The 26,127-nt window shown below is 58.6% G+C and carries 18 protein-coding genes; 6 read left to right on the forward strand and 12 right to left on the reverse strand.

Going from position 1 to position 26,127, the window contains the following annotated elements:
• Positions 1-40: 40 nt before the first annotated feature.
• The 12 genes from BLU78_RS05110 to BLU78_RS05165 form a co-directional block, all read right to left on the reverse strand.
• Entirely contained in the window at positions 41-3,445 is a 3,405-nt protein-coding gene (locus BLU78_RS05110) for a SusC/RagA family TonB-linked outer membrane protein (protein WP_010261456.1), read from the reverse strand.
• Positions 3,446-3,460: 15 nt separating this feature from the next.
• On the reverse strand, positions 3,461-4,939 hold the full coding sequence (locus BLU78_RS05115) for a RagB/SusD family nutrient uptake outer membrane protein (RefSeq protein ID WP_010261458.1): 1,479 nt from the start codon (positions 4,937-4,939) through the stop codon (positions 3,461-3,463).
• A 20-nt stretch (positions 4,940-4,959) separates the two neighbouring features.
• Entirely contained in the window at positions 4,960-7,638 is a 2,679-nt protein-coding gene (locus tag BLU78_RS05120; protein WP_010261461.1) for a SusC/RagA family TonB-linked outer membrane protein, read from the reverse strand.
• A gap of 55 nt (positions 7,639-7,693) precedes the next feature.
• Positions 7,694-8,872 (reverse strand): FecR family protein, encoded by a 1,179-nt coding sequence (locus tag BLU78_RS05125; RefSeq protein ID WP_010261464.1) that lies wholly within the window; start codon positions 8,870-8,872, stop codon positions 7,694-7,696.
• A gap of 199 nt (positions 8,873-9,071) precedes the next feature.
• Complete coding sequence (locus tag BLU78_RS05130) at positions 9,072-9,620, reverse strand: RNA polymerase sigma-70 factor (protein WP_020692064.1); 549 nt, start codon at positions 9,618-9,620, stop codon at positions 9,072-9,074.
• Between the two features lie 590 nt (positions 9,621-10,210).
• On the reverse strand, positions 10,211-11,860 hold the full coding sequence (locus tag BLU78_RS05135) for a PCMD domain-containing protein (protein ID WP_010261471.1): 1,650 nt from the start codon (positions 11,858-11,860) through the stop codon (positions 10,211-10,213).
• On the reverse strand, positions 11,857-12,735 hold the full coding sequence (locus BLU78_RS05140) for a hypothetical protein (protein ID WP_010261475.1): 879 nt from the start codon (positions 12,733-12,735) through the stop codon (positions 11,857-11,859). The genes BLU78_RS05135 and BLU78_RS05140 overlap by 4 nt, the downstream gene beginning before the upstream one ends.
• Positions 12,736-12,745: 10 nt before the next feature.
• Positions 12,746-13,552 carry a hypothetical protein gene (locus BLU78_RS05145; protein ID WP_010261478.1) on the reverse strand — a complete coding sequence of 269 codons (807 nt, stop codon included), beginning with the start codon at positions 13,550-13,552 and terminating at the stop codon, positions 12,746-12,748.
• 10 nt (positions 13,553-13,562) lie between these two features.
• Entirely contained in the window at positions 13,563-15,728 is a 2,166-nt protein-coding gene (locus BLU78_RS05150) for a PCMD domain-containing protein (protein WP_231290787.1), read from the reverse strand.
• 14 nt (positions 15,729-15,742) lie between these two features.
• On the reverse strand, positions 15,743-17,449 hold the full coding sequence (locus BLU78_RS05155; protein WP_020692062.1) for a DUF4493 domain-containing protein: 1,707 nt from the start codon (positions 17,447-17,449) through the stop codon (positions 15,743-15,745).
• 35 nt (positions 17,450-17,484) lie between these two features.
• Entirely contained in the window at positions 17,485-18,336 is an 852-nt protein-coding gene (locus BLU78_RS05160; protein ID WP_026020685.1) for a DUF4493 domain-containing protein, read from the reverse strand.
• 23 nt (positions 18,337-18,359) lie between these two features.
• On the reverse strand, positions 18,360-20,120 hold the full coding sequence (locus BLU78_RS05165; protein ID WP_010261489.1) for a fimbrillin family protein: 1,761 nt from the start codon (positions 20,118-20,120) through the stop codon (positions 18,360-18,362).
• 199 nt (positions 20,121-20,319) lie between these two features.
• On the opposite strand from BLU78_RS05165, the gene BLU78_RS05170 reads away from it, so the two are divergent.
• From BLU78_RS05170 to BLU78_RS05195, 6 genes are all read left to right on the forward strand, one after another.
• Positions 20,320-20,922, forward strand: a complete 603-nt coding sequence (locus BLU78_RS05170; RefSeq protein WP_010261494.1) for a TetR/AcrR family transcriptional regulator — start codon at positions 20,320-20,322, stop codon at positions 20,920-20,922.
• A gap of 112 nt (positions 20,923-21,034) precedes the next feature.
• A complete protein-coding gene (locus BLU78_RS05175) occupies positions 21,035-21,490 on the forward strand; it encodes a hypothetical protein (protein ID WP_010261498.1) in 456 nt (151 codons plus the stop codon).
• A 98-nt stretch (positions 21,491-21,588) separates the two neighbouring features.
• The gene (locus BLU78_RS05180; RefSeq protein ID WP_010261501.1) at positions 21,589-22,230 is read left to right on the forward strand and encodes a hypothetical protein; all 642 of its coding nucleotides are present in this window, start codon (positions 21,589-21,591) and stop codon (positions 22,228-22,230) included.
• A gap of 10 nt (positions 22,231-22,240) precedes the next feature.
• A complete protein-coding gene (locus BLU78_RS05185; RefSeq protein ID WP_010261504.1) occupies positions 22,241-23,581 on the forward strand; it encodes a hypothetical protein in 1,341 nt (446 codons plus the stop codon).
• 21 nt (positions 23,582-23,602) lie between these two features.
• Positions 23,603-24,685: a serine protease gene (locus BLU78_RS05190; RefSeq protein WP_010261505.1), complete on the forward strand. Its 1,083-nt coding sequence runs from the start codon at positions 23,603-23,605 to the stop codon at positions 24,683-24,685.
• Positions 24,686-24,700: 15 nt separating this feature from the next.
• The gene (locus BLU78_RS05195) at positions 24,701-26,044 is read left to right on the forward strand and encodes a hypothetical protein (RefSeq protein WP_010261508.1); all 1,344 of its coding nucleotides are present in this window, start codon (positions 24,701-24,703) and stop codon (positions 26,042-26,044) included.
• The last annotated feature ends 83 nt before the right edge of the window (positions 26,045-26,127 follow it).

The raw sequence follows: 26,127 nt of genomic DNA on the forward strand, positions 1-26,127 counted from the left end.
ATATTTTTGCAAGATTTTTCCTTTTCATTGCTGTGCCGTATTAAAAGTTGACCTGAGCCGAAAAACTGATCGTCCGTGCATAGGGATACGCCAAACCGCGCTCCTGACGGATCGTCGACAGGTAGAAAAGTTCGTTGGCCGTGAGTTGGAGCCGCAGCATGGAGATTCCCTTCCATCCCCAGCGTTCGACCGGGAAGGTATAGGCTACGCGGAGCGACGAGAGCGACAGACGGTTCTCGCGCTGGACGAAGCGCGACGTGGAACGCGTCGGGGTCGTATCGTCGATGGCCTTGTAGCGGGCGATCTGCCCGGGTTCCTTCCAACGTTCGGTCAGCGCCCGTACGTCGTTGTTCACCGAAGGATCGGCCCCTTCGATCTTTTCATGCAGGGTGAAGTTGTAGCGGTCGGCCCCGAACGAATAGTTGAAGCTGGCGCCCACCTCCAATTCCTTGTAGCGGAAGTTGAAGCCGGTGTATCCTTCAAGCGCGGCCTCGCCGACACCGATCGGGACCATATCCTCGTATTTCCAGACATCGGTCCGCTCGCCGTCTTTCGTCAGAAACTCCTCGCGGCCCGTACCCGGGTTGATCCCGAAACTGCGAACGCCGTATATCGTGTTGAGCGACTCCCCTTCCTTGAAAAGGAAAACATTGGCATCGCTGCTGCTTTCGGCGCGTTCGCCCACCATTTTGTTGTAATTTTTCAGCGTATTGGAAATTTTGCTGAGGATGTTCGAATTATGACGCCCGTTGAACGTCACCGAGAAGAGCATCTCCTTCGTGCGGACGGGTGTCACCGAGAGCGAAAAGTCGATGCCCTTATTCACGATGTCGCCCTGATTGACCTTCAATTCGGAGAATCCGATCGACGGCGCGATGGTTACCGACGTAAGGCTTCCCTCGGTCGTGTTGTAGTAATAATTCATGTCCAGATTAAGCAGCCCTTTGAGCACGGTCAGTTCCAGACCCACGTTGCGGTTGAACGTCTTCTGGCATTCGAGGTCGGGATTGCCCAGCACCGAAACGCTCGTACCGAACAGATTGCCGTAAACCGGTTTGAGATATGTGTACATGCTCTTGGACTGGTTCTGCGTAAAATTCTGGTTGCCGGTGGTTCCGATATTGGCGCGCAGGGCCAGCAGCGAGAAGACGCCCCGGTCCTTCATGAACCGCTCGTTGTGAAGGTTCCAGCGCACACCCGCCGACCAATAGGGCGCGGTCTGCTGCTTGCTGCCGTAGATCGAAGAACCGTCGATGCGTCCGGTGAGATCGACCAGATAGCGGTCGTCGTACGAATAGTTGGCGTTGAGATAGGCGCCCGCCGAACGAACGATGGACTCGTTGCCCGAAGGACGGGAGTCGGGTTCGTACTGCACGGCATAGGAGACGTAGTCGAGCGCATCGTCCATGAATCCCGTCACGACATAGCCGTCGCTCTCGCGTTTGACTTCGCGCAGGTCGCCGCCCACCACCGCCTGGACCAGATGCCGGTCGAGCTGCTTGGTGTAGGAGAGCATCAGTTTGCCGGCAAGCGTCATGTCCGTACCGTTGTTCAGCGTATATTTGCCCCGCGCGTAAAGCACGCTGGGATCGTTCACGTCGTTGTCGTTGTCGCGGATGTAGGAGTAACTCATAGGCGACAGGTAGATGTCCGTGCGGTTGAAATCGCTGCTCACCGAAAAGTCGCCGCGCACTTTCAGCCCGGAAACGATCGTCCAGTCGATCGCCGTGTTGTTCGTGACATTGGTCACGTCGCCGTGCGTGAAGCTGCTCAGGTATTTCGCTTCGTAGACGGGAGAGAGCTGCGACGACGAAACCGCGAGTTCCATTCCCTCCGGGGCCACGTTGTAGAGCGACAGCGTACGATAATAGGCACCGTCGGCATCCTTTTCCCGGTGATAGGGAAGCGTCTTCGAATAACTGGAAAACGATCCGTAAGGCGACTCGTCGCTTCGGGAGATGGAAAACTGCAAATCGTTGGTGATTCGCAGGCTCGAATGCGAATAGATCAGTTTCGTGCCGGCCCCGTAGGTCGTTCGGCCCGATTCCTTCATCACGCCGTTGTTCTGTCCGAGCGACAGGTTGACCTGATAGCGCACGTTTCCCTGATTGGCCCGCAGCCGGTTGACGCTGCCCTCGATGATGACCGAATGACGGTGCTGAAGACCCACGCGCAGCGGTTTCGAAAGCCAGTAGGTATCGACGCCCGCAAGGATCTCCTTGCGGATCAGGTTGTAGGAGTTGAGGTAATAGCCGCCGTCCTCCCCTTCGCGCGCAGGGTTGAAGAGCCCGGACAGACGTTGAAACTCCAACGCCTGCGATGCGTTCATCAGCTTGTACGACGACAGGTCGGGAATGTTCACGCCGCCCGTAAGCGTATAGCTCACGCGAAGCGCTCCGGGTTCGGGACTTTTGGTCTCGATCACGATCACGCCGTTGGCGGCCCGCGAACCGTAAATGGCCGACGCCGAGGCGTCTTTGAGAATCGTCACGCTCTGAATGCGGTTCATGTCCAGGTCGTAGACCTGCTGGACCTTGACCTCGAAACCGTCGAGAATGAAGATCGGCAGGCTGGTCATCGTTTTCAGCGTGCTGCCCGAGATCTCGGGAAAGCTGTTCTGTCCGCGGATTTCGATCTGTTCGGGGATATAGTTGGGATCGGAACCGAACATTCCGCGCACGTCCACGACCTGAAACGACGGGTCGAAAACTTTCAGGGCGTCGAAGAAACTGTTGTTGTTCACCGTCCGCAGCTCATCGCCCTTGACGAGCACGGCCGTTCCCGTGAAGCTGTTCTTCGCCTTGGGCATGTATCCCGTAACGACCGTAGCCGCGATGTCGTTCACCTCGGGTTCGAGGTAAATGTCGAACGTACTCTGGTTGTTCACCTCGATCGTCTGTTTTTTCATGCCCATGCACGACACGACGACCGACGTGCGGCCCGACGGCAGCGTCAGGCGGAAACATCCCTTCTCATCGGTCGAAACGCCGTTGTGCCCGGCGTCCTTCTGCACGACCGAAGCATAAGCGACCGGATTCTTGTTCTCGTCGAACACCGTTCCCGTGATTACGAATCCGGCCGGCCGGCGGTCGGACGCCGCGGCATTTTTCTGACGGGGGGGGGAAATCACGATCGTCCGGTCGACGATGTTGTAACTCAATCCGGCCGAAGCGCAGAGCTTGTCCAGCACCGTGCGCAGGTCGACGCCCGACACCTTTAAACTGACCTTGCGGCTGTCGTCCACATTCTGATTCACATAGAAGACCTGATAACCCGACGCCTTTTTGATCGCCTGAAAGACCTCGCTCAAAGGCCGGTCGGTCACGTCGATCGTGATATTCTGCGCCCGCACCAGACAAGGAGCCAACACTACGACCGTTACAAACAACAAGCGCATGAGACGCTCTGCAACAGTCTTCTTCACTTTTTCCGTATATGCAGCCATGATGATTTTTAAAGTTTAGAGAGCCTGTATTACGTTTACGGAACCCTCCGGAATCGGCCACGTGTACTTGTCGGCCGTCACGGTCAGCTCCGTGCCGTCGGATTTGGGAATTCGGGGACTGTTCAGACGTTTGTAGTAGTAGAACAACTGTCCTTCGCCGAAAAACTCGCGGCGGTATTCCAATTCAATGGCGTCGAGCAGCTCCCCGACGGTCAGCCCGGACGTTTCGAGCCGCTCCGCCACCGTCGGAATGTCGCGCGCCTTCTGCAACCCGGCCACTCTCGCCGCCGCGTCCGCAATGTTGTCGGCCGACTGGCGGACGAGGGCTTCAGCCTCGATCAGAGCCGCCTCGCCCAGCTTGACGAAAGGAATGCGGCAGGGCAGCACGCTCTCATTTCCCGCCACCGACGTGTAACCGTTGAGAACGGAGTTCTCGCCGAACTTGTACGCCATAAACACACGTGACGGATCGCTGTTGTCGAACCAGTCGCGATAACGCGTATCCTTCGGATTGTCGAACAGTGCGGAATAGTGCTTCGTCACAGAGGCCCCGTTCCGGCCGTAAAGCAAAGCCGCCGACCGCGGGAAACCCTCGGGGAGGGTGGCTATGCCGAAAAGATGCTCGCGCGAGAAACTGTAATCGTCGCCATATTCGCCCGGACCGAAATAATAGAACACCCGGTAGCGTTTCTCAACCTTCGTCTGGTGTTCGAAAGCCCGTGACGCATAGGCGGCGGCCTGCTCATAATCGCCCTTATACAGGTAGACGCGGGCCAGCAGCGTCGTCACGGCATAGTAATTCAGGCAGAAGGTGCGCAGCCGCGAGTCGATCTCCCCGGGGAGCACGGTTCCCAGCGTAAAGCCGTTCAACACGGGGTCCGCCGTTTCGAGTTCGGAAGCGGCCCGTTCGAGATCGGCGATCACCTTGCCGACGAACGCCTCGGTAGAGAGCGGCTCGGAAGCCGTCATTCCGAAACGGACCATATAGGGCAGTCCGACGAAACCCGGATCGACGGCATACGCCGGATGGAACAGCCGCAGCAACTCGAAGTGCAGGGCCGCACGCAATCCGTAAAGCTCTCCCGTGATAATCCGTTTCCGGGATTTCGAGTTGAAGACGATGTTCGTATTTTCGATATGCGCAATCACGTTGTTGCAGGACGCAATGGCCTTGTACATATCCACGAACGTCTGTTCGATGGCCGAGCGGAAAACCGCATCGGCGTAGTCGAGATCGGCCGCGGCCCGGAAATCCGTGCCGGCGGGCTGAAAGTTCTGTCCCATGAATTCCAGTTCACCGACCGAAAGCATGCGCCCGTAGAGGCTTTCCGCGCGCAGCTGGGTATAGACATCGGTCAGAGCGTTCAGGAAGACGTTTTCGTTGCGGAAAAACCGATCTTCGGGAATCGAGGTCCCGTCGGGAGTCATGTCAAACCATTCGTTGCACGACACCGACGCGACGCATAAGAACAACAGCAGATATATTTTTTTCATTTCGTATCTTCTTTAAGCGGTTAGAAAGTCGCCCGAAGCGACAGCGTGACGGTCCGCGTATACGGATAGACCGTTCCGCGCTGCATGTCGACGCCCGAACAATAGAAGAGGTTGCTGCCCGTGAGATAAAGGGCCAGATTGCGCATATAGAGCTTGCCGGCGGCCTTGGCCCCGAAAACATACCCGACCTGCACAGCCGAGAAATTCAAGGCGTCGAACCGTTCCACGAACCGTTGCAGCCGGACCGGTTCGCCGTCGAACGCGCGGCGGTACTTCGGGTTCAGCGCCCGCCGGTCGAGGTTGTAGAGCGGACTGCCGAACTGCACGTCGTACAACGTCCGGTTGAACGTCTGCCCGCCGATCCGGTAATCGAAGGCGGCTCCGAAATGCCACTTTCCCCAAGTTACGTTCACGCCGAAATTGCCTTTCAGGTCGGGTTCCGCACGTCCCGCCGCAACGGCTTCGCCCGCGGCCCGTTCGGTCGTCCCGTCGAACGAACTTTCAGCCGCATAGATCGCATTCACGGACTCGCCCTCCGACAGCGGAGCCTCACCCTCCGACAGCGCTTCGTTGTACCATGCCGCGAAGAATCCCGGCAGCTCCCCGATGCGGTTCCGGTTATGGCTGCCGGACGTGAAAGCCGAGACGGAAAGTCCCGGACGGCTGTAAAGAGTCGCGTTCAGGTAATATTCCAGCCCCGAATTCCGGACCCGTCCTCCATTGGAAACGTTACGGCGATAACCGCTCGCCAGCGGCAGCCGATCGACCGTCATGAGGTCTTTCGAATCATTGTTGTAATACTCGACGCGCAGCCGGAGCGCATGCGCGAACTCGGCCTGCAACGCCACGCTGCGGCTCACGAGCGTACGCCATTTCAGATCGGGATTGGGCATGAAATTGACCGAGGCTCCGACCAGATAGTAGTTGTAGACATACTCGTTGTCGATATTGCTGCTGTAAGTGACCACGTAGTCGGAATTCAGGGCGTCGACCGCTCCCGAAGTGCCGATCGCCGCGCTCAGCGTCAGGCGGTCGATCCAGTCGGCCCGGCGCAGGAAACGCTCCCGGCCGATGTTCCAGGCCGCCGACACGCCGTAAAACAGAGCCGTCCTTTCACCGGGCGCAAGCATCGACGAACGGTCGAGATGCGCCGTTCCGGCAACCGTATAACGCTCGTCGTAGGAGTAGTGCGCCGAAAGCGTTCCGCCCACCGTCCGGTCGTAATAGCGCCAGGCGTAAGGCGCCGTATCCGGATCGTAGGCCTTGGTGAAAGAGATGTAGCCCATCTTGTCCGAAGGGATTCCCACACCGGCATAGCTTTCCATATTGTAAGTGCCGCTGAAAATCCCGGCTTGCAGCGATGCGCCGTAGGACGACCGGCCGCGCGAACCGCGATAGGTAAGATCCACCGCCCCGTCGTAGGTCTGGATCGACGACCGCGCAATTCCGTAACGTCCCGTATAGGAGTCGGTCGTCTGCGAGGCATAGCGCACCGAAGCGGGCGATACGTAGGTGTCCGTGCGGATAAGGTCGCGCACGAACGAGAAGCGTCCGTTGACCGAAAATCCGGCTCCCAGGTCCAGCGAAAGGCGCACGTTGTCGAAGATCGAATAGGTCCGGCATTCGTTGTGCGAACCGAGCGTCAGTTCGTAGAGCGGATTTTCGAACCGCACGGCGTCCTCTTCGTGCCCCATCGTTTTGAGGTATCCCCCATGCCCGTTATCGGGGTCGAGCCAGCGGGGCGTGCGGGCGTAGTCGCCCAGCGTACCGAAGAGTTTCGAATTTTTCGCTGTTTTGTCGTAAGTCAGATCGTTCGAAATCCGGAACGACTTGTAACGATACTCGATGTAAGCCCCCAGACCGAGAATCTCCTTTTCCACACCTTCGACGACTCCCTTTCCGGAGGGAGCGATGCGCCCCGTCAAAGCATATTTCACATTGTCGTCTCCGCCGTCGACGGTTATCTTGTGCCGATGCCGGAAAACGGTGCGCGTGAGCTGGTTCAGCCAGTCGACGTTCTTTCCCGACGCCTTGTGCTGCTGCATCGAGGCGGCGCTGCCCGTCGTCAGCCCCTCGCGTTCGATCAGCGCGAGCTGCTCCGAAGCGCTCATCAGATCGTAAGAACCCAGATCGGCCCATTCCACGATACCGTCGAACATGTAACGCACTTTGAGCGGCCCCTTGACCGGCTTCTGCGTCTTCATCTCCACGACGCCGTCAGCGCTCCGGATACCGTATTGGGCCAGCGAAACGGGGTCTTTGCGGATGATGATCTGCCGGACGTCGTTGATGTCCGTATCGAAAAACTTCCGGGCGTCGACCAGCGCCCCGTCAATGATATACAGGGGCCTCGACGGTTTGACCGCCTCGTCCCGGGCCCACCGTTTCGAGCCGCGGACAGTCATGTCCCCCGCTCCGTAAACCGGGTCGGAGCCATGCTCCCGCTCCCACGAGTTGCTGATCGAAGGATCGTAAAATGAAATGGCCTTCCACAGGTCGACGGGATCGACCGCCCGGATCTGGGAAGCCGTAATCACGAGGTCGCCGGCGGCGACGCGATCCGTCTGCACGGGCAGCCGCAGCGCGGCGGAATCCCGCACGGGAGACTTCGCAGCGGCGACTCCGCACCACACGACCAGCATCAGATGCAGCCAGCAACGGGCCGAACGGCAGACATTCAGGGCGTAGATTTGCTTCATCAATTAATCGTTAAGGTTAGACATTCGAGATTCCATTCCGATTCGTCGTCAGGCATTAGCGCCTGTCGACGTACAACACTCCGTCTTCATAGCGGAGCACGATCGGCATATGCGCTTCATACAGCACCCGGAACAGATAATCCAGACCTCCGTCCTTGCTGATCTGCCCGGTAAACGTATATTTCTCCAAATCGGAGTCCGTAATGTCGTAGCGGAAGTCGTACCAGCGGGAAACGATCCGCAAAGCTTCCGACAAGGGGGTGTTTTCGAACACGAATTCCCGGTCCATCCAGGCCGTGTAGACTTTGGTGTTGACGCGTGCCACCGAGAAAGTGTCGGTCCCCGTCTCGTGAACGACCTGTTCGCCCGGGGTGAGAACGATCTCCTCCCCGTTCCGGCCGCTGTCGGGAACGATTCGCACACTGCCTTCGACAAGCGTCGAACGGCAGATCCGTTCGTCGGCATAGGCCGTGACGTTGAACTGCGTACCCAGCACCTCGATACTGTATCCGTTCACCTCGACCACGAAAGGCCGCCCTGCATCGTGTGCCACATCGAAATAGGCTTCACCGACCAACGACACGGTGCGCACGTCCTTCGAGAATGCCGAAGGATAGACCAGTTCCGATTCCGCATTGAGATGAACGGTCGTACCGTCTTCCAGAAGGACGGAATAATAACCGCCGCGGGGAACCGAAAGCCTGTTCTGCACGACCTCGGCTTCCGCATCGGCCGTATACACCAGCCGGTTGTCGTCGCCGCGTTCGATATGGCCGCCCCGAACGTCGATCGACAGCGATTCGTCGCCGTGCAAATCGTAACACTTGTCCCCGTCTACGATCAGCCGGGCCTTATCCGTCGCAGGGGCATAATCGCGTGCGAGTTCGTAACAAACGCGGTCCATCGCCGCCCCGGCGTTATCCCGATGCCAGTCGAAGCACGACAGCACAACGAGGACCGCAACAGCGGCCGCAATTCCGTAATAGGACCGGCGACGATACATCGGTTTCGGCCGGTCGTGCATTTCCAGCCGCGTTTTCAGCGCAGCGAAAGTTTCGTCGAGCGGCAGCGGTTCCGCCGATTCTCCGGCATAGAACCTGCGGGCGCGTTCGTAATATTCCCGATGCCGGGGATCGGAATGGAGCCATTTTTCGAATTCGGCCTGCTCTTTCTCATCCGCCGTATGATCCAGCACTTTACGGAAGAGGGTCCAATCAATCGTTTTTTTCGTCATAGTCTGCATGATAACGATCCGGAATGCGCATTCGTCCCGGGTCGGGACACGGATTATTCCGATAAAAATGAAATCACCGGCTGATTATTGCGGCCGGCAAGAACAAATACCCGACTAACCGAAACTGCGACCCGGAACGGTCGTTTTCAGTTACAATAAACTTTCAGACGAAAAATGGGGGACAAACGGACCCGATTTTTTACAAAAAAACCGAAAAAAAACATTTCATGCCCTCCCGGAGGGCTTTAAGCGCACGTTTGATGTGTGTTTTGACCGTAGCTTCGGATACATGCATGACTTCGGCAATTGCTTTGATCCGCATATTTCCGACGAAATGCATTTCCAGCGCCGCGCGGCCGCGTTCAGGGAGCGCATCCAAAGCATGCCGCAAACGCAATTCAATGGCATAACGGTGATCGTCGGGCTCATCGTCGAACAGGAAATCGGTAAAAACTGCGGCGTCGGCATATTTCCGGTCATTGCAGTCCCGGATGTCGAGCGACCGGAGATAGTTCAGACAGTTGCTACGCACCAGCCGGTAAAGAAGCGCTGCCACGTTACCCTCATCGCGGATTTTATCCGGATTGTTCCACACCCACGCAAAGGCGTCGTGTACAAGATCCTTGGCCGTTTCCGAATCATACGCATACTGCATGGCAAAACGATAAAGCACAGGCATATAATAGTTGTAAACCATCTCAAAATGGTCCACATCACGTTGTTTTATGCAGGATACGAGGATCTTCATTTCTTTCCTCCGTTCTTGGCGAACGAGAACCTAACTCGGTTACAAATATAACTATTCTGCAAATTATACCAACCTTCCGCACTAAAAAATCGAAAGCCGACGCTTAGAAACAGGCTCAAAAAGGGGTTAAAAAGCAATGGAATCTATACCCTGCCGGACCGAACCAGCTATCGGCATTACAGATTTGCCGCACGTCACAGAAATAGCAAACCACTGAATATAAGCATGGTTATCGCCATACGAATACTCAACACGGTCATATAAAACCGACCGATTCCATTTCAACATGAAAGACTGTAACGATTTGTAAGAAATGCGCGAATCCGGAACCTGACAAATTATTACGTATCGACCAATTCGGACAGAACATCAATCAGTCTGTTACAAGATTTCACACCTGAAAAGAGCTTGTCAATCCGAAACAAGCCCTTCGGTATAAGATGAGCCGGCAGCGGAGATCTCTTCGGTCAGTTTGCCTTTCAGGGAAGGCATGGCCATAAACATCGCATGCAGGCCCCGACGTGCCGTTCATATCTGGAGGTCTCCGCGGGTCGATGGCCAACGGCACGCCGCGTCCTTACGAACGCGCGTCAGGGCGTCAGCACATCATAATCGTAAATCAGTTCGAAGTCGTCGAGCCACATGCGGCTGGCGGTCGATCCGGTGAAATAGTCGCCCCAGCGCGATGCCGAGCAGACGATCATGAGATGCGTCGGAACGACATCGGTGACGCGCCAGTCGAGTTCGATCGTGAACTCCTGCCATTCGTCGACGCTCTGCGTGAGTATCAGCTCGCCGTAAGCCACCACATCCGCCCCGTCCTTGTCGAAGAACGTCGAAATATCCTTGGTGTAGATTTGCACGGGCGACTGTTCCGTACCGCCATACTTCGCGGCCGTCCAGGTTCCCAGCGCGATATAGATGGACCCCTGGTCGAAATCCTCTTTCGTGAGGGTCATGCCGGCGGGCTGCTTGTCGATACGGTCGATCCTCCCCTGCGTGTAACGAAGCCAGCCACGCAGCGCGACAGGGTGCGCAGCGAAAGGACGGCCGAAATTCACCTTGCCGTTCGTACCGACGGTCTCGGCATAGGTGCCGATGAATATATTGCCCGCAGCGAACTTGCCGATACCGGCCAGAGATGCGAACTTCGAGGTCAGCAGCGCCGCGAACGCTCCCGAAGAGCCGGGACGGATGTCGGACACTCCTTCGCAGATGGTCTCGCCGACCGTCGCGGAGCCCTTGTTGCCGCTGTCCCAGAAAGCGTCGTCCTCCGTCAGGTAGGGATAGACGATCTTCTTGGGCTTGCTCCACGCCTCGAATCCGCCGTTGGGCAACGGCAGCGCCGCCTCGGTCGTGAAAGTCTCGACGGCGGAGAGATCTCCGTCGGAATAGGCGACAACCTCGTAGGCCGATTCGGGCCGCAGGCCCCGGAGCTGCGCACGGAACGAGCCGCCATCGACCGTCACCGACTCGCGGGCGACCTCCGTCCACTCCCCGGCTCCCGCCTCCCGGTAGCGGAATCCGAGCTCGGAACCACTGAGCCCCTGGGCGTACAGCCAGGCCGAATGCGACCAGGGATCGACGTGCGACCAACTCACCTTGACGTCGGTGTATTCGACCGAAAGCCACCATATTTCGGTGCGGCCGTGGCAGACGACCTCGATACGGCGGGGCGCCGTAAAGTCGTGCAGCCGATAGAGGTTATCCTCCGTGAGTTCGGGAACATCGGCGCACGACATGGTCGTGATGCCCTCCGGCCCGAGTTTAAGCGACAGCACCTCCACCGACGAATGGTCGCGGAAGCCCACATGAACGGTCGCCGTATGCTCAGCCGTATCCCACTCCGTAGCGCCGATCTGTCCGGCCACCGTGAAGCTACGTTCGATGGTCTGCTCGGCCTCGATACGCCACGGGTAATCCTGATAGAGCGAAAGTGTGACGTAGAGCGGTGCGCGCAGGTCGTGTACGCCCACGATCTCCCGCGACGCTTCGGCCCCTTCGGTGACGACCGCCCCGGTAATCTCCACGGCCTGAATGTCGGTCGTTTCCAGCAGGGGGAGCTTCACGCACCGTCCGGCGGCGTCTATGACCGGATCGCCCGAAAGCCCCCGGGCCGAGATGCTCTCGATATTACATACCACGACGGGATAGGGAATGTCGTTCTCAATGCATCCGGAGACGAAAATTGCCGCAACGCACGACGCCAGACGCCACAAATTCCGATTCAGCCGTTTCATCCGCGCCCTCCTTTCCTTTTGTTCCACAAGTGCACCGTCATGCCGAAACGAATATCGGCCAGGTTGAGCCGGAAGTTCATCTTCGAATAGCGGCGCGACCCCACCTGGGCGCCCTGCTCGTCGAACTGACGCGTCGACGCATACTTAAAGCCCCCGAGTCCGAACGAGAGCGTCGCGCAAACGTTCGGGAAGGCATAGACGGCGACACCGGGATTGAACCATACCTTGACGGTCATGTTTTCCGAATTGGTGAATTTAAAATCCTCGCCCGACTTATAGGAAAAGTTGTTCTCTCCCGTGGCGAACGAAAGCTCCATCTCGGCAAAGAGGCCGAAGCGCCCCTTCTCGTCCAAAGCGATGTAAGAGCGGTGGAACACCCCGAACGAGAATCGCTCGCTCGAAAGATCCAGCCACGGTACGTCGAGATCCAGGTCGTTGCTCTCCCCCAGATTGACGTCGAAGGTATCGAGCGTTCCCGACAGGTGGGAATACCCGAAACGAACCCCGAAGCAGTTGTTGTTGCGGTAGAAATAGCCGACGAAGGGATTTATCGTAGTGACGGAGCCTTTGAGGTTGATATTCTCGAAGACGGGGAACATGTCGGCATCCTCGGACGAGAGCGTCCCGTAGGAGACCGTCAGGCCCATCATCGTCTCTCCCTTGTAGACGAACCGCCCCTTGTTGATTTCACGGTCGAAGCGTCTCGATGTCGGCAGGAAACGCTTCCTGACGCGCATCTCCGAGGCCGACGCGCCGGGAGCACCGGCCGCAGCGACCGAATCCGCGGCCTCTCCGGCCGAAGAGGCGGAACGGGCGGCGCCCGGAAACGCCAGCAGGCTCAGCAGCAGCAGAATATGATACAGCGCACTTTTCATCGGACGACGGTTACAGATAGAATGACACACCCAGTCCTATCGACAGGAGGTTGATCTTGAAATTCATAAGACTCGACTTGACATCGCCCTCCCGGACCCGGTTGTGGTCCTGGTGCGCATGCGTGTAACTGAGACCCATCACACCCACGTTGACCTCCACAGCCATGGTGTTGGTCGCGAACGCGATCAGGCCGGGCGACACGCCCAATGAAACCGAATAGCCCGTCTCGTAAGTGCCGCGCACGGGCGAGTCGGCGGCGAACTTCTTCTGATGGCCACCCAGCGTCAGCGACATCTCGTTGAAGAGCGCGATACGCCGGTTCCGCCCGAGGGGAATGTACTGGCGCCAGATGGCGGCTGCCGAGTAGGAGTGTTTGAGCGAATAGTAGTATTCGGCCGTGAGGTGGGTGCCCGACTCCTCGTCGCCCAGGTTGAGTTCGCCCGAATCGACCTTCAGCAGCGAACGTCCGTAGACGAAACGCATGCCGAGCGCCATGTTGTTGCGCAGGGCGTAGCCGATGAGCGGACTTACCTTGAACGTGTAGCCGTCGGAATTTATCTTCTCGACGATAAAAAAGGTATAGTCGTCGTTCGCATGTGCGGAATACGACGCCGTACCGCCGAAGATCCACTGACCCTCGGGAACGAAAACGTGCGAAATATCCACCAGTCCGCGCTGCCGCCGCATCTCCTCGACCGCCGGACCGGCCGGCGAATCCGTGCCTGCCGACGCAGCGGGCTCATCGTGCCGGCCGTACGCCGGTAAGCATACGGCCGACAACGACAGCAACAGGATGGTGCATCGCAAAATTCCCATGCACCGGACGCTAATAAACGAGTTCCACATCGTCGAGATACATGATGCTGGCGGTAGAACCGGTGAAGTAATCGCCGTACTTGCTGGCGGAAGCGGTCAGCATCAGGTAATTCGGCACCGTTCCCTCGTACTCCTCGTTGTAGTGCAACTCGACGGTCACCTCCGTCCATTCGCTCGTCTCCGGGGTCGTATTGATCCATTCGGCGTAGGCGATGATCTTGCCGTCGGTCCGGTCGTTGGTGCTGTCCTTGTTCAGGGCGCCGCTGCAATAGGTGACGGTCTTGGACGCAGGGTTGAAGAAGGTGTCGGATTTGCGGGTATCGACGACATGCGGTCCGTCCATCTCGCAGAGACAGATATAAACCTGCGCCGCGTCGGAATCGCCCTTGTTCACACCGCCGCCCGAATAATCCACCGTACCGACCGTGCCTTTGTACCAGAACTTCAACTGACGGGGACGGTAGGTGAAACCGAAAGGCTTGCCGAATCCGATGACACCGTTCGTACCGACCGTCCCGAGGTATTTGCCGACGAAGAGGTTGCCGGCAGCGAACTTGCCTAACGTCCCAAGGCCGACGAACTGGGAATTCAACTCGGCAGCCGTGGAACCCGCAGAACCGGGGCGCGGGTCTGCAACGTTTTGCGTCACGTTCTTGCTCATCGTCGACGATCCGTGATTGCCCGAATCCCAGTACTGCTCGGTGACATAGGGCAGCAGCGGGCTGGAACCCGACCACTCCTCGAATCCGGCATTGGGAACCTGAGGCCCCGCCGCCGTCGAGAAACCATAGGGTTGGTTTATCGCCTTCTCTCCGAAGCAGAGCTGGCATTCGTATTCGGATGCGGCGCCGATGCCCGTCGCCGTAGCTTTGTAGACCCCGCGCTCCGGACTCTGCGAGGCCGGCGTCTCGCTCCACTCCGCAACGCCTTTCCGGCGGTAGCGGACCTTCACGTCGGAAGCCGACGTATCGAAGACATAGGCTTTCAGTTCGGCCTTGTCGTTCCAGCAGTCGGTCGCCGTATACGACACGACTCCCTGCGTACGCACCACCGAGGTCTTTTCGGTGCTGCGGCCGTCCTCGTCCCCGACGAGGAACGTCAGCGTACGATCCCCGGCAGGGAACTGCGCGAAGAACTTCTCGCTCAGCGTAAGCATCATGTCCGAACGGCTGTTCATCGTTACCGCGATACCATCCGCGGATTCCGTGGTCGTATCGAGCCCGACGGGCCAGCTCCGGCCTCCGGACGACAGCGTCACCGATGCGAGGTTGCCGATGGAGATTATCTTATAGCTGATGGCCGGCACCGAGCCGAACTCCTGCATCTTTTCGATATCGAAGCCGAAACCGCTGATTTGCGGATCGGGAGCGAACATCACGGGGTCGTTCTTCTCATCGACGCTGGTGTCGACCGAAATCTCGAACGTGAGCGAACCGCCCAGATCGGGCGAATATTTGTAGCGCAGCAGGTAACGCATGCCCGGAGCGGTCGAAATGTGTTTCGTGCCGTCCTTCATCACCACGGTTTCCGTATCGTCGCCGGGCTTGGTGCCGACGCCGCGGAAACGCCAGCTGAACGCCTCCACGCCCTCGGGCAGGATGAAATAGCCGGGTTTGCTCTCCTCGTAGTGGAGATAGATCACCTCGCCGTTCACCACCTCCTGCTGGTTGTAACGCTCGGCGAGCACCACGTTGGTCCACAGCTCCTCCTTGAAGAGCGAGAGCACCGTCTCGTCGTATTCCACCTCGACGATCGTATTGGCGATACGGCACTCCACCTGCACGTCGGAACGCCGGCCCGAAACGACCGTGAAGTCCGTTTCGCCGCGGTAGAAGATTTCGTCGAAGGTCGCATCGACCCGGCTGCCCAGCTCCACGGAGATGGAGTAGTCGCCGGCCAGCAGCCAGATCGAACCCGGCATCTCGCCGACCGACGAATAGCGGCGGATAAGTTCCTTGGTGCGCTCTTCGCCCGTCCCCACGTATTTGTAGACGCGGATGGCGCATTCGGTCCAGGGATAGGCGTCATAAGCGCCGGCACGCGTCGACCGGGGCATGCCGAGCGAGAAACTGACGGCCCCCTTGCCTTCGGCGGCCGGGTCGGCCTCCTTCGTGCACGCCCCCGGAAAGAGGAGCGTACAGAGAAGCATCAGTGCGTATAATAGCGTTTTTTTCATGGTTGCATGCATTTTTATTCGACGACGAGCATCAGTGTTTTATCGTCCGACTGTCCCTCGCTGTCCGTCACGATCATCCTGAAAGTCGTCTTACCCTTGAAAGTCCCCATCAGCGGCAGGAAACGCGTAATCGGGAAGAGGATTTCCGTCTTGCCGCGCACTCCGTCCCCGACCGGGAAGCCGAGACCTTCCAGACTCGCGGAAAGCCCATCCTGATAAGTTTCGGGATCGACCAGATCGAAGCGGGGCACTAAACCGACATCCGGCAATCCGGCCCCCAACTCACCATCGATCTCCACGATCAGCGATTCGATGCCCTTCGTCGCCGTGAAACGAATCTCCACCTCGAGGTCATCCGTCACCGTGTATTCCTGCGAGAAGTCGTGGCCGCTCCAAACGATGCGGGGATCGGCTCCGCCCGACTTGTCGACCCGGACTTTCAGTTCGAAGGTGCTCCGGCGGTTCGCCTCGTCGGTGACGGCGAGCGTAAAGGTGTGAAGGCCTTCGTAATCGAAGAGCACCTTCATCAGGTCTTTCATGTCGAACGTGCGGGGCGAAACGGTCAGATTCATGACCGGGAATCCCCACAGGCGGAGCGTCGTGCGCGCCTGTCCCTCCACTTCGAACAAATCGAGGGTTCCCGACACGCCGTTACTGCGCGCGTATTCCAGGAACGCCGCGTTTTCACTGGCAAGGGCCACCGTGAAGTGGCTTGCGGGAGCCACGGTCGTAAGCGTGAGGTTGTAGTCGTCGACCGGATAGCCGTTCTGGTCGAACTTGTCGTCGTTCAGCAGCACCTCGCCTTCCAGCACGGCATGGCTCTTCGACCACTCGATGCGGGGTGCGTTCGGATCGTTGAGATCGGGGATCGAAGCCTCCGACAGAACCGCCAAACGCTGTACGTCAACGTCGACCGTCTCGCCGTTGACCCAGTTCTCGATGGTAGCAGTGATGATGATGGAGCCGTTCTCGCCGTTGAGCAGCTCGACCGTGATCTTGCGCCACTCGCCGGGACGGGCGTTATCGGTGACTTTGAGCGGCTGGCGGGTGATCTGTTTGCCTTCGTAGACCGTCGTCAGGTAGAGAACCAGCGAATTGGCCTGTCCCGGCAACGGACGGAGATATCCGGCACGCTTCTCATCTTTGAGGAAAGTCAGACTCGCGTTGCCCGACAGCACCAGATCAGCCTCCGTATCGGGCCCCAGCAGGTCGTAGAGCGACTGTTTGTAGGCGACCGAAACCTTCACCGTGAGCAATCGGCAGGTGATCTCCCCCAGGTCGGTCACCTGACCTTTATTGATGACAAACGCCTGTTCGGTGCCGTAAGTCGGCGTTCCCTCGGTACCCTCCCATGCGGCATCGGGCGTCTCACCCGAATAAACGCGGAGCGTGTAGGTGCCCGTAGGCAGTTCGATGGGTTCCGCGGAACGGTCGCCGTAGGCGAAGGCCGGAACCGCCGGTTCGCCCTTTGCGTTGATAATCTCCACCGTATACGTATCGAGATCGAGGTTGGCGGCACGGGTCGCCTTTCCCGCCACCGGCGTACTGCCGATCTGTTCGTTGCGCTCCTCGACCGTCAGCGAACCTCCGAAGGTGAGATACCCCGTCTCTCCCTCGTGGGCGCCGCCCTCCGGTGCGAATGAGGTTTTCTCGCTCACGCACGAAATGAGCATCGCCGCGGCGACGAATGCGGCCGTCAAATATCCGTATAGTTTTTTCATGGTCCCTGTATTGAATGTTCTGTCGTCGGTCTTCTTTAAAGAATGGCATCGTCGTTGAGTTCCGTATCGACCGTCTCGGTCGCTACGGGGTTCTCGTTGAGCGTGATAATCACCTCGCCGGTATCGCCCACGCCCGAAACGTCGAACTTATAAGTGTAGAGCGTCCGGGCCGCAGGAGTCTCGTTGACGACCTCGGCGAAACGCACGACCTCGGCATCGGCCGTCGAGGAGGGAAGCTGCTTCACCGCCAGACCCGCAATGGTGAAGCGCTTGGGACGCACGTACCAGTAGGTCTCCGCGACCGTATGGTCTTCGGCCGAGTAGCCCACCTCGAACTTGTTCCCGGCCGCGGTCGTCAGCGTGAAACGCGCGCCGTTGGGGAAATAGTTCCGGAAGCGTTCCGTAAAATCGATGCGGACGATGGTATTGGCCAGCCTCGCGGCGATCGTCACCGGAGTCTGCTGCCGGGCCACCACCCGCGTATTGGTCACACCCTCGAAATAAGGTTTGTTCTCGCCTTCGGGAATATTATCGACATTCTCCGCCCCGACCCACTGCGAGGTCGAGAAGACCGTAATGCGGTAGTCGGCTTCGGGCATCAAATCCTGACGCGGATTGTATTCGCGGACACGGGCCCACACCCGGTCGAAAGGAGTGCCGGTGGTCGTGCTCACGATACGCATCCGCAAATCCATCCCATCGGGGACCGTGATCCCGTCGGGCAGCGGAACCTCCCCGGCGCGTGTCACTGCGGCGACTTCGGGCGTACATCCGACGTTCAGCGCCAAGGCGCCCGTTCCTTCCGGATAACGGATCGGGTCGGGTTCGTTTTTCGAGCAGGCCGCCAACAGCACCGCAGCCGTCAACAGCACAAACGTTCTTTTCATAAAATTGCTATCGTTCATAAACATTAAGATACGATGGTTACTCGGATATTGTCGAGGTAATAATAAAAATCGGCTCCCGTCACTGCGGCCCAATTAGAAGTTCGCTGAAAGTACCCAAACCAGGTCAGACGCATCCCCTTCCTAACTTCCGAAATATTATTATCCTTGTGTGTAGGCTGATTGGTCGGGGAACCGTCCTTATCCAGCCGAAACTCTTCCACCCGTATCTCCGGATAATTCTGATTTCCGTTGCTGCCACCCGACGGTGTACCGAGATCAGTCGAAAGGCCAAAGAGGCAATCAGGATGGATATAGTTCACAAGAGTGGAAGCCCCACTACTGAAAGCAGCCCCTATCTCATAATGAAGCGCCACCTTCACGCTGCTTCCGGCACGTAAGGGCAGAGGCGGAGAATCCACACGTCCGTATTTACCACTCGGACCTACGGCCGATCCGATATGCGTACGAAATTCCAAGGATTGCTGATCGACTTTCCATCGCGTCCCCGTCCAACCGACGAGACCTGCACCGGAAAGTTCCGATCCATTGTCATCTTCCGCATGAGCGTCATTGAAACTGGTGTCTGTAAAATCCTCGAAGAAAAGATAAGGCGCCATGATCGTGCAGCCCGACGCGGTGACGTCTCGGACCTCGCACCTGCGGCCGAAGACCCCCTCGGCATTCGCCGAACCGACGGTCATTGACACCGTATTATCAGGAAAGCCCGTGCCCATATCGTTGAAAATCCGAACCGAAAAGGTTCCGTCGCCATTGGGTGTCACGCGCTCCGTACGGTTCGAATTGTCGAGACTTGGAAAAACATATCCTTCAGGGCAAACGATCGAGTTGATCTCCGTCACCTCCTCGCCCAGATTCACCGGGTCCACCGCAATGCGAAAATCATGTGACGGACGTATCTCGGGAAGCGTCAGATTGACCGGAGTGATGCGGCCCGCCGTGCAGTCGCCGAAAGCCCCGCTCGACAGCGGCCAGGTGAACTCGGTGCCGTCGGACGCCGTGAAAAGCACCTCGCCGCCGCGCATGTCGCCCGGGGCGATGAAGACCCAGAACGAATCGCCCTCGCCTACGGGACGGGCGAAGCGGAGCGTCACGGCATCGCCCGCGCCCTCCATGGAGGGTGCGGCATCGGGCGCCGCGAGATCCCAGGTCATACGCCCCGTCACGGGACGCGGAAAACGCACGCGGAGCATCGTCACGGGACGCCCGAAAAGGTTGCGGCCCGCCGGGACCGTCACCTTCAGCGCGTGTATCTTATGTGAAAACCCGAGTGCAAGTTCGTTGACGTCGTCCAATCGGTCCGGATCGGCAGGGACGAGCTCGGGAGCCGACGCCGACGCCAGCATGATGTCGAGTTCGCCGCGCCACGTACCGTCCTGCTCGGCAGGAATCTCATAGGTGACCCGGGAACCTTCAACAGACTCGGGATAGGGATAGGCCGCATAATAGCGGTAGGTGCCGGTCGGCATCGCAGGGATGCTGCCCACGAAGAAAGCGCCGCGGTTGTCGGTCTTGTTACTCCAGAAAGTGAAAGGTTCCCGTTCGAAAACAGCGCTGCCGCTGTCGGAAAAAGCCCACAGGGCGATACGGTCGTCCTTGATCCACTCGGTCGTCACGCCGTCATCGCCGAGCGCCGTGCGCGTAGTGGCGGGGGGGGGTGCGATTCGCACCTCCACACGGCCGTTCGAAACGATAGGACCTGTCTCCGCACGGTCGACGCAAGACCAGCAGGAGAGCGAGAAAAATAACGTTGCGAACGGAAGCAAACATCTCGTTATTTTCATCTGCAAAAAGCGACTCAACCGTCACAAAAATAGAATAATAAAGTTTTTATGCGAAATATTTTCAACGAACTCCCCGATTTTCATCACGAAACGGTATCAAAAACCAGACGCAAGACAATTAAACAATTTGCTCGGCTATGGCACGCAATGTTTCCCGATTTTTTCGTAATTTCGTAGCGTCATGAAGACCAACCGCGACGAGATACTGCGAAACTGCTTTACCGTATTCGTCTCCAAGAACTACGAACGGGCGACCATCACCGAACTGTCCCGAGCCTGCGGACTTTCGCGTATGGGCATACACCACTATTTCCCCAACAAACAGGCCGTCTTCATGGCCGTCGCCGACCGCTACGTCTTCGAGATACAGACCCCCGAAAACAAGTTCACGGCCGCGGACGGGACGCTGGCCGAGTTCATCGAACGGTATATAGAGGGCGTAAGGCAAACCATGACGCAACTGCTGGTGCTGTGCAAGGGGGGGGGTGACGTCGCGCTGAACATCTACTACCTCAACTTCATGATGCAGGTGCGCCAGTATTATCCCGGAGCGGACCGGAAATTCCGGACGCTGATGCAACTGACCCAGACATACTGGCGGCAGGCCGTGGAGCAGGCGACCCGAAGCGGCGAACTGCGCTCCGACCTCGATCCGTCCCACATCGCAGGACTCTTCCATCAGATCCATTTCGGACTTTCGTTCGAACAGGCGTTCCTCAACGGTCTCGACCTCGAACATCTCTACCGCCAGTTCCGCTGTCTGTACAGCCTGATCCGGAGCTGAACATTTTTTTATGGATAAAAAAGTATACAACCGTATACTTTCGAACCCTGTTTTTGCTATATTTGCACTTGCCCGGCATACCCGGACATAACCCAAGTCACTCAAAAACAAAATGAAAACATTCAACTACACCCCGACCAGCCCGGTCATGAGCAAGCTCTCGACGATCGGCATCTCACTTTTCATGATCGTATTTCCCCTCGTCGCACCCTTCGGCATCCGCATCGGCCGCATGCGCATCCTCGGGCCCACGGCCGTCACCGTGATCTTCGTGGCCGGAGGCCTCGCCCTGCTGGTCTTCACGCTGCTGGAAATCCGCAAAGCCCGCGTACTGGCCGCCCAGGGGGCCTCGATCACCGTCGACGGCGACACGGTGACCTATCCCGTAGTAAAGAAAAACGGGATCGAACAGGGCCGGTTCAACATCCCGGATATCGAATGGGTCAAATACGACGAGGAAGAGAACGAGTGCAAGATCAAAACCGTCGACGACCACATCATCCTGCGCACCGACTTTTTCGAAAACTGGGAGGCCTACGAAGACTTCCGCGCCCTGCTCGGCAAATAAACGGCCGGTCATTCCGGCGAAAAATACGCCGAAGCGGGAAAAAAGAGCCCGCTTCCGGCACAATGTGACCGAATTTTCTTATCTTTGAATAATATACCATGCAAAAGAATTTTTACAGCCTGATTACGGCCATCGCGGCCTTGTGCGCCGTCTCCTGCGATGCAATCACCGGCTGCCCCGCCGACGAAGCGAACAGTTACGCCAAAGCCATCGAACTGACCCGAAAGAGCGTGGACGGCGAACGGTTCAAAATCTACTCGGTCTCCTTTATGGAGATGAGCGAACTGTCGAACGACCTCGGCCTCGTCACCGTGAAGATGGTCAACAAGGACGACCAGGCCTTCTCGCAGAGCTATTACCTCTCGGGACTGGAGCCCACGGACCTGCGCGAAGTGCAGAGCGTGTTCGAATCGCCGGAATATGAGACCACCATAGGCATCGACCTCGGCAAACTCTCGCCCGAGACCATCGCCGCGCAGATCGCCCAGGCCAAGACGATGCTGCCCGAAGGACACACGTTCAAATCGGTGGGCTGTTACGAGATCGAGGAAGAGGTCCCGGCCGGCATGGAGCATTACAACCGGAACAAAGTGATGGGCCGGCAGACCGCGTCGTTCACGATCCGCTTCACCGAGGACGGCAAGGAGACCGAAAGCAGCGCCGGCAAGACATCGATCATTTATTACGAGGGAAAGGCGACCGTCAACCCCGACGGAAGCCTCTCCATCGAGGACAACTAAATACCGACCCATGAAACAGACACCGATTTTCGTAGCTCCCGTACTCGGCTCGACGCAGAGCAAGGTCAATAAGGAGCTCTTCGAGCAGAGCGTGGAGCGCTACGGCGAGGGCAAACACCTCGAGGCTTTCCACCTGCTCCTCGACCACCTGAATCCCGAGTTCCGGACCAAATACGGCAATGCCGACGGCACGGAGTTCAGCATCCCCCACGGCTCGATCCTGGTCAACATCCGGATCGGCGACGGACGAATGCGCATCAGCGCCGATTTCCTGGAAATCCCCGAGAAGGGCCGCGTGGCGATGCTGCGGCAGGTCGCCGACCTGAATATCAACCGCCTGATGCTGCCCCGCTTCCGCAAGGAGGGCGACCTGCTCAAAATGGAGTACGAATGCGCGATGGCCCAGAGCCACCCGCACAAGCTCTATTTCGTGCTGCGCAACATCTGCCACGTCGGAGACCGCTACGATGACGAGTTCTGTTCGAAATTCGGGGCCAGGCGCACCTACGAACCCCGTATCACGCCCTATTCGGACGCCGAGACCGACCGCGTCTGCGAAGCTGTCCGGCAGGTTTGCCGCGAAACGCTCGACGCACTGGCCGAATACGCCGCCGAACGCCGCTACGGCTACGCCTGGAACGTGCTCGACACGGCGCTTTACAAGATCGCCTATTTCGCCCACCCGCAGGGGCAGCTGATGAACGAACTGGAAAAGGCCGTGGACGACATGGACAAGGAGCTGCCCGTGGCCGAACTGGTGGCCAAAGGCAAGGCGTTCCTCGAAAAGCTGCTCGCCGCGTCGCGCGAGGAGTTGGCCCGGGACCTCTATTTCGTCGACACGCTGATCTCGACCAAGCGCCGTTCGTCGCTCAACAACGTGCAGGAGAACATGAAGGATGTCTACACCGAGGCCACCGAGGCGATCCAGGCCGAGAATTACGAGCGCAGCGCCGTGCGCATCCTCTACAAGTTCTACGAGATGTATTTCTACAACGACGTGCAGGACGACCTGAACGCCCTCGTGTCGCGGGCGCTCGAGCGTTCGGCCGGAAAGCCGATGGAAGAGGCTTCGGAAATCCTCTACGATGCGCTGGACAACATCATGGAGGGCGAACTGGACGCGGAAGACGATGACGACGCGATGACGGGGCTGGCCGAAGCGATGACGGGAGCAATGGCCGGAGCGGCCGAACAGATGCAGCAGATGGCTTCGGCCATGGAGTCGCAGATAGCCGACATGCAGACCAAAATGCAGGAGGCGATGATGCGGGGCGACATGGCCGAGTACATGCGTCTGGCAACCGAATTCCAGCAGAAGATGCTGGAACAGGCCATGGGCAAACAGGAGTAACGACACGTAAAGCGCAAGACAATGGAACAAAACAATATCTATCAGCTGGTATTCAAAGTAACCCACGCCGGAGGCTCGGGCAGCTGTTTCTACCTGAAAAACTACGACCTCTTCGTGACCAACTACCACGTCGTCGAAGGTTTCCGGACGGTCGCCGTACACGACAACGACCGCAACCCCTATCTGGGAAAGGTCGTGCTGGTCAATCCCGCGCTCGACATCGCCCTGCTCGCGGTCGACGGCGACTTCTCGTCGCTTCCCGAACTGCAGCTGGCCGGCGACGAATCGCTGGCCATCGGCGGCAAGGTCTATGTGGCGGGCTATCCCTACGGCATGCCGTTCACCGTTACCGAAGGTTCGGTGTCGTCGCCCAAGCAGCTCATCAGCGGCAAATACTACATCCAGACCGACGCCGCGGTGAACCCCGGCAACTCGGGCGGTCCGATGCTGAACGAGCGCAACGAGGTGGTCGGCGTGACGGTCAGCAAATTCACGCAGGCCGACAACATGGGATTCGGCATCCGCGTCGAGAGCCTGCGCAAACTCCTGGAGTCGGTCGGCGAACTCGACCGCACGGTCTTCCAGGTGCAGTGCGGCAGCTGCGACGAACTGATCGCCGAAGAGGAGGAATTCTGCCCCTCGTGCGGGGACAAGCTGCCCGACGGGGTCTTCGACGAACACGACGCGTCGCCGCTCGCGGAGTTCGTGGAGAGCGCCATCGCACAGATGGGCATCAACCCCACCCTGGCCCGCGACGGCTACGACTCGTGGCTGTTCCACAAGGGCAGTTCGGAAATCCGCATCTTCGTCTACGACGGCGACTACCTCTTCTCGACCTCGCCGATCAACCTGCTGCCCAAAAAAGAGGTGGAGCCGGTGCTGGACTACATGCTGAGCGAGGATTTTGGTCCCTACAAACTGGGCATCGAAGGCCGCCAGATCTACATCGCCTACCGCATCCACCTCTCGGACATCACCGAAGAGTCCGAGGAGACGATCCGGCAGAACATCGTCAACCTGGCATTCCGGGCCGACGAGATGGACAACATGATGGTCGAGCGTTTCGGCTGCGAATTCTCGGAGTACTCCAAGAGCGAGGCGTAAACCGACGGTAATGCGATGAAACATCTTTTCGGGCTGCTATTCGCACTGCTATTCACGATAAACGGCGCGGCGGCACAATCCGCCGACGCCGTTTTTTACATGGAGATGGACACGCTCGGCGGCGGCATCCGCGCCGGGCAGGAGTACGACCTCTACTACAAGAGCCGCATTCCGTTCGACTCGGTCTCGCCCCCGGCGTTCGACGCGCGGATCGAGGTGGTCAAAGGCCCCCTGCCGTGGCGCGGGAGCAGCAGCACGTTCGAGAACGGCCGGAAGAGCTCCAGCTCCGGCGAAGGGTTCCGCTACCGGATACGTTTCGCCGGTGAAGGAATGGTCGAACTCCCCGCGGCCGGCATCAAAAAAGGCGGCCGGGAGTATGTGACGCCCGATGCCGTCGTGCGGGTCCTGCCGGCGATCGGGGAACTGCGGGAAGTCACGTGCCGGATAGGACTGCGCCCGGAGAATCCCGGCCCGAAAGAGGATTTCTTCATCACGCTGACCTGCTCGGCCCGCCCCGACAACAAGGAACCGGCCATCACGGCCCCGGGACTCCGATGCCGCCCGATCAGCAGCGGATCACAGGTCCGCAACGGCGAGGCGCAGTACACGTTCACCTTTCTCGCCCAGGCGGAACGGGGCGGCGAATATGTGCTCCGGGCCGAGAACCTCTCGTTCGGAGCCAAGCCCTATCCGCTGGAACATACGCTGAAAATAGGCCGCATCCGCACCGGATGGATACGCGACTGCGGCCCCCTGCTGGCGATCGGCGCCGGACTGCTGCTCGAAATGCTGTTCCTGCGGCTGTTTTTCCGCCGGGAGCGCAAAGCGGATTTCGTCGCTTTCGTACTGCGTCACAAGCGCATTCCCCTGACTACGAGCTGGGCGCTGACCCACTACGGAATCCCGTTCTTCCTGGTGAATGTCCCGATGTTTTTCTGGATAGCCGTCATCCCCATGGGCCACCCGCCCGCCCCGATGAGCGGCGGCCTGAATCCGGAGCTCTGGATCGGCACACTCCCGCTGCTACCCGCCGCGCTTCTGATCCGGCGCCAGTACCGGAAACTCTTTTTCACCCCCGTCCGCACGACGCTCCCGCCCGCGGAACTCTACCCGGCGATCGAGCGGCTCTGCAAGGAACACGAATGGGCGCCCGACCACGCCGGAGAGGATTGTTTCGTGGGCCACACCCCGGGCGGAATGTTCTCGTGGGGCGAACAGTTGTTCGTCGTATTCGACAAAGGGCAGGTGTGGATCAACAGCGTCGGCAACATGGACAGGCGGCCTTCCGTCCTCCCGTCCCGCCGCAACAGCCGGAACAAACGCCTGATGCAGGAGGCGATCGAACAGGCACGCCCCTGACTTCCGGCAAAAAACACCTAAAAAGGACCCTGCGCAGGGTCCTTTTCAGCTTGTATTTCCGCCTCCCGGATCAATCCGGGGCC

Origin of the sequence: Alistipes timonensis JC136 (assembly GCF_900107675.1) — a bacterium.
In the GTDB taxonomy this organism is placed as follows: domain Bacteria; phylum Bacteroidota; class Bacteroidia; order Bacteroidales; family Rikenellaceae; genus Alistipes; species Alistipes timonensis.

Excerpts from the sequence above, each read along its gene's own strand:
- BLU78_RS05155 (WP_020692062.1), bottom strand. The coding sequence starts at position 17,449 with ATGAAAAAACTATACGGATATTTGACGGCCGCATTCGTCGCCGCGGCG.
- BLU78_RS05135 (WP_010261471.1), bottom strand. The coding sequence starts at position 11,860 with ATGAAACGGCTGAATCGGAATTTGTGGCGTCTGGCGTCGTGCGTTGCG.
- BLU78_RS05120 (WP_010261461.1), bottom strand. The coding sequence starts at position 7,638 with ATGAAGCAAATCTACGCCCTGAATGTCTGCCGTTCGGCCCGTTGCTGG.
- BLU78_RS05190 (WP_010261505.1), top strand. The coding sequence starts at position 23,603 with ATGGAACAAAACAATATCTATCAGCTGGTATTCAAAGTAACCCACGCC.
- BLU78_RS05185 (WP_010261504.1), top strand. The coding sequence starts at position 22,241 with ATGAAACAGACACCGATTTTCGTAGCTCCCGTACTCGGCTCGACGCAG.
- BLU78_RS05145 (WP_010261478.1), bottom strand. The coding sequence starts at position 13,552 with ATGGGAATTTTGCGATGCACCATCCTGTTGCTGTCGTTGTCGGCCGTA.
- BLU78_RS05115 (WP_010261458.1), bottom strand. The coding sequence starts at position 4,939 with ATGAAAAAAATATATCTGCTGTTGTTCTTATGCGTCGCGTCGGTGTCG.
- BLU78_RS05125 (WP_010261464.1), bottom strand. The coding sequence starts at position 8,872 with ATGACGAAAAAAACGATTGATTGGACCCTCTTCCGTAAAGTGCTGGAT.
- BLU78_RS05140 (WP_010261475.1), bottom strand. The coding sequence starts at position 12,735 with ATGAAAAGTGCGCTGTATCATATTCTGCTGCTGCTGAGCCTGCTGGCG.
- BLU78_RS05175 (WP_010261498.1), top strand. The coding sequence starts at position 21,035 with ATGAAAACATTCAACTACACCCCGACCAGCCCGGTCATGAGCAAGCTC.
- BLU78_RS05150 (WP_231290787.1), bottom strand. The coding sequence starts at position 15,728 with ATGAAAAAAACGCTATTATACGCACTGATGCTTCTCTGTACGCTCCTC.
- BLU78_RS05110 (WP_010261456.1), bottom strand. The coding sequence starts at position 3,445 with ATGGCTGCATATACGGAAAAAGTGAAGAAGACTGTTGCAGAGCGTCTC.
- BLU78_RS05130 (WP_020692064.1), bottom strand. The coding sequence starts at position 9,620 with ATGAAGATCCTCGTATCCTGCATAAAACAACGTGATGTGGACCATTTT.
- BLU78_RS05160 (WP_026020685.1), bottom strand. The coding sequence starts at position 18,336 with ATGAAAAGAACGTTTGTGCTGTTGACGGCTGCGGTGCTGTTGGCGGCC.
- BLU78_RS05170 (WP_010261494.1), top strand. The coding sequence starts at position 20,320 with ATGAAGACCAACCGCGACGAGATACTGCGAAACTGCTTTACCGTATTC.
- BLU78_RS05180 (WP_010261501.1), top strand. The coding sequence starts at position 21,589 with ATGCAAAAGAATTTTTACAGCCTGATTACGGCCATCGCGGCCTTGTGC.
- BLU78_RS05195 (WP_010261508.1), top strand. The coding sequence starts at position 24,701 with ATGAAACATCTTTTCGGGCTGCTATTCGCACTGCTATTCACGATAAAC.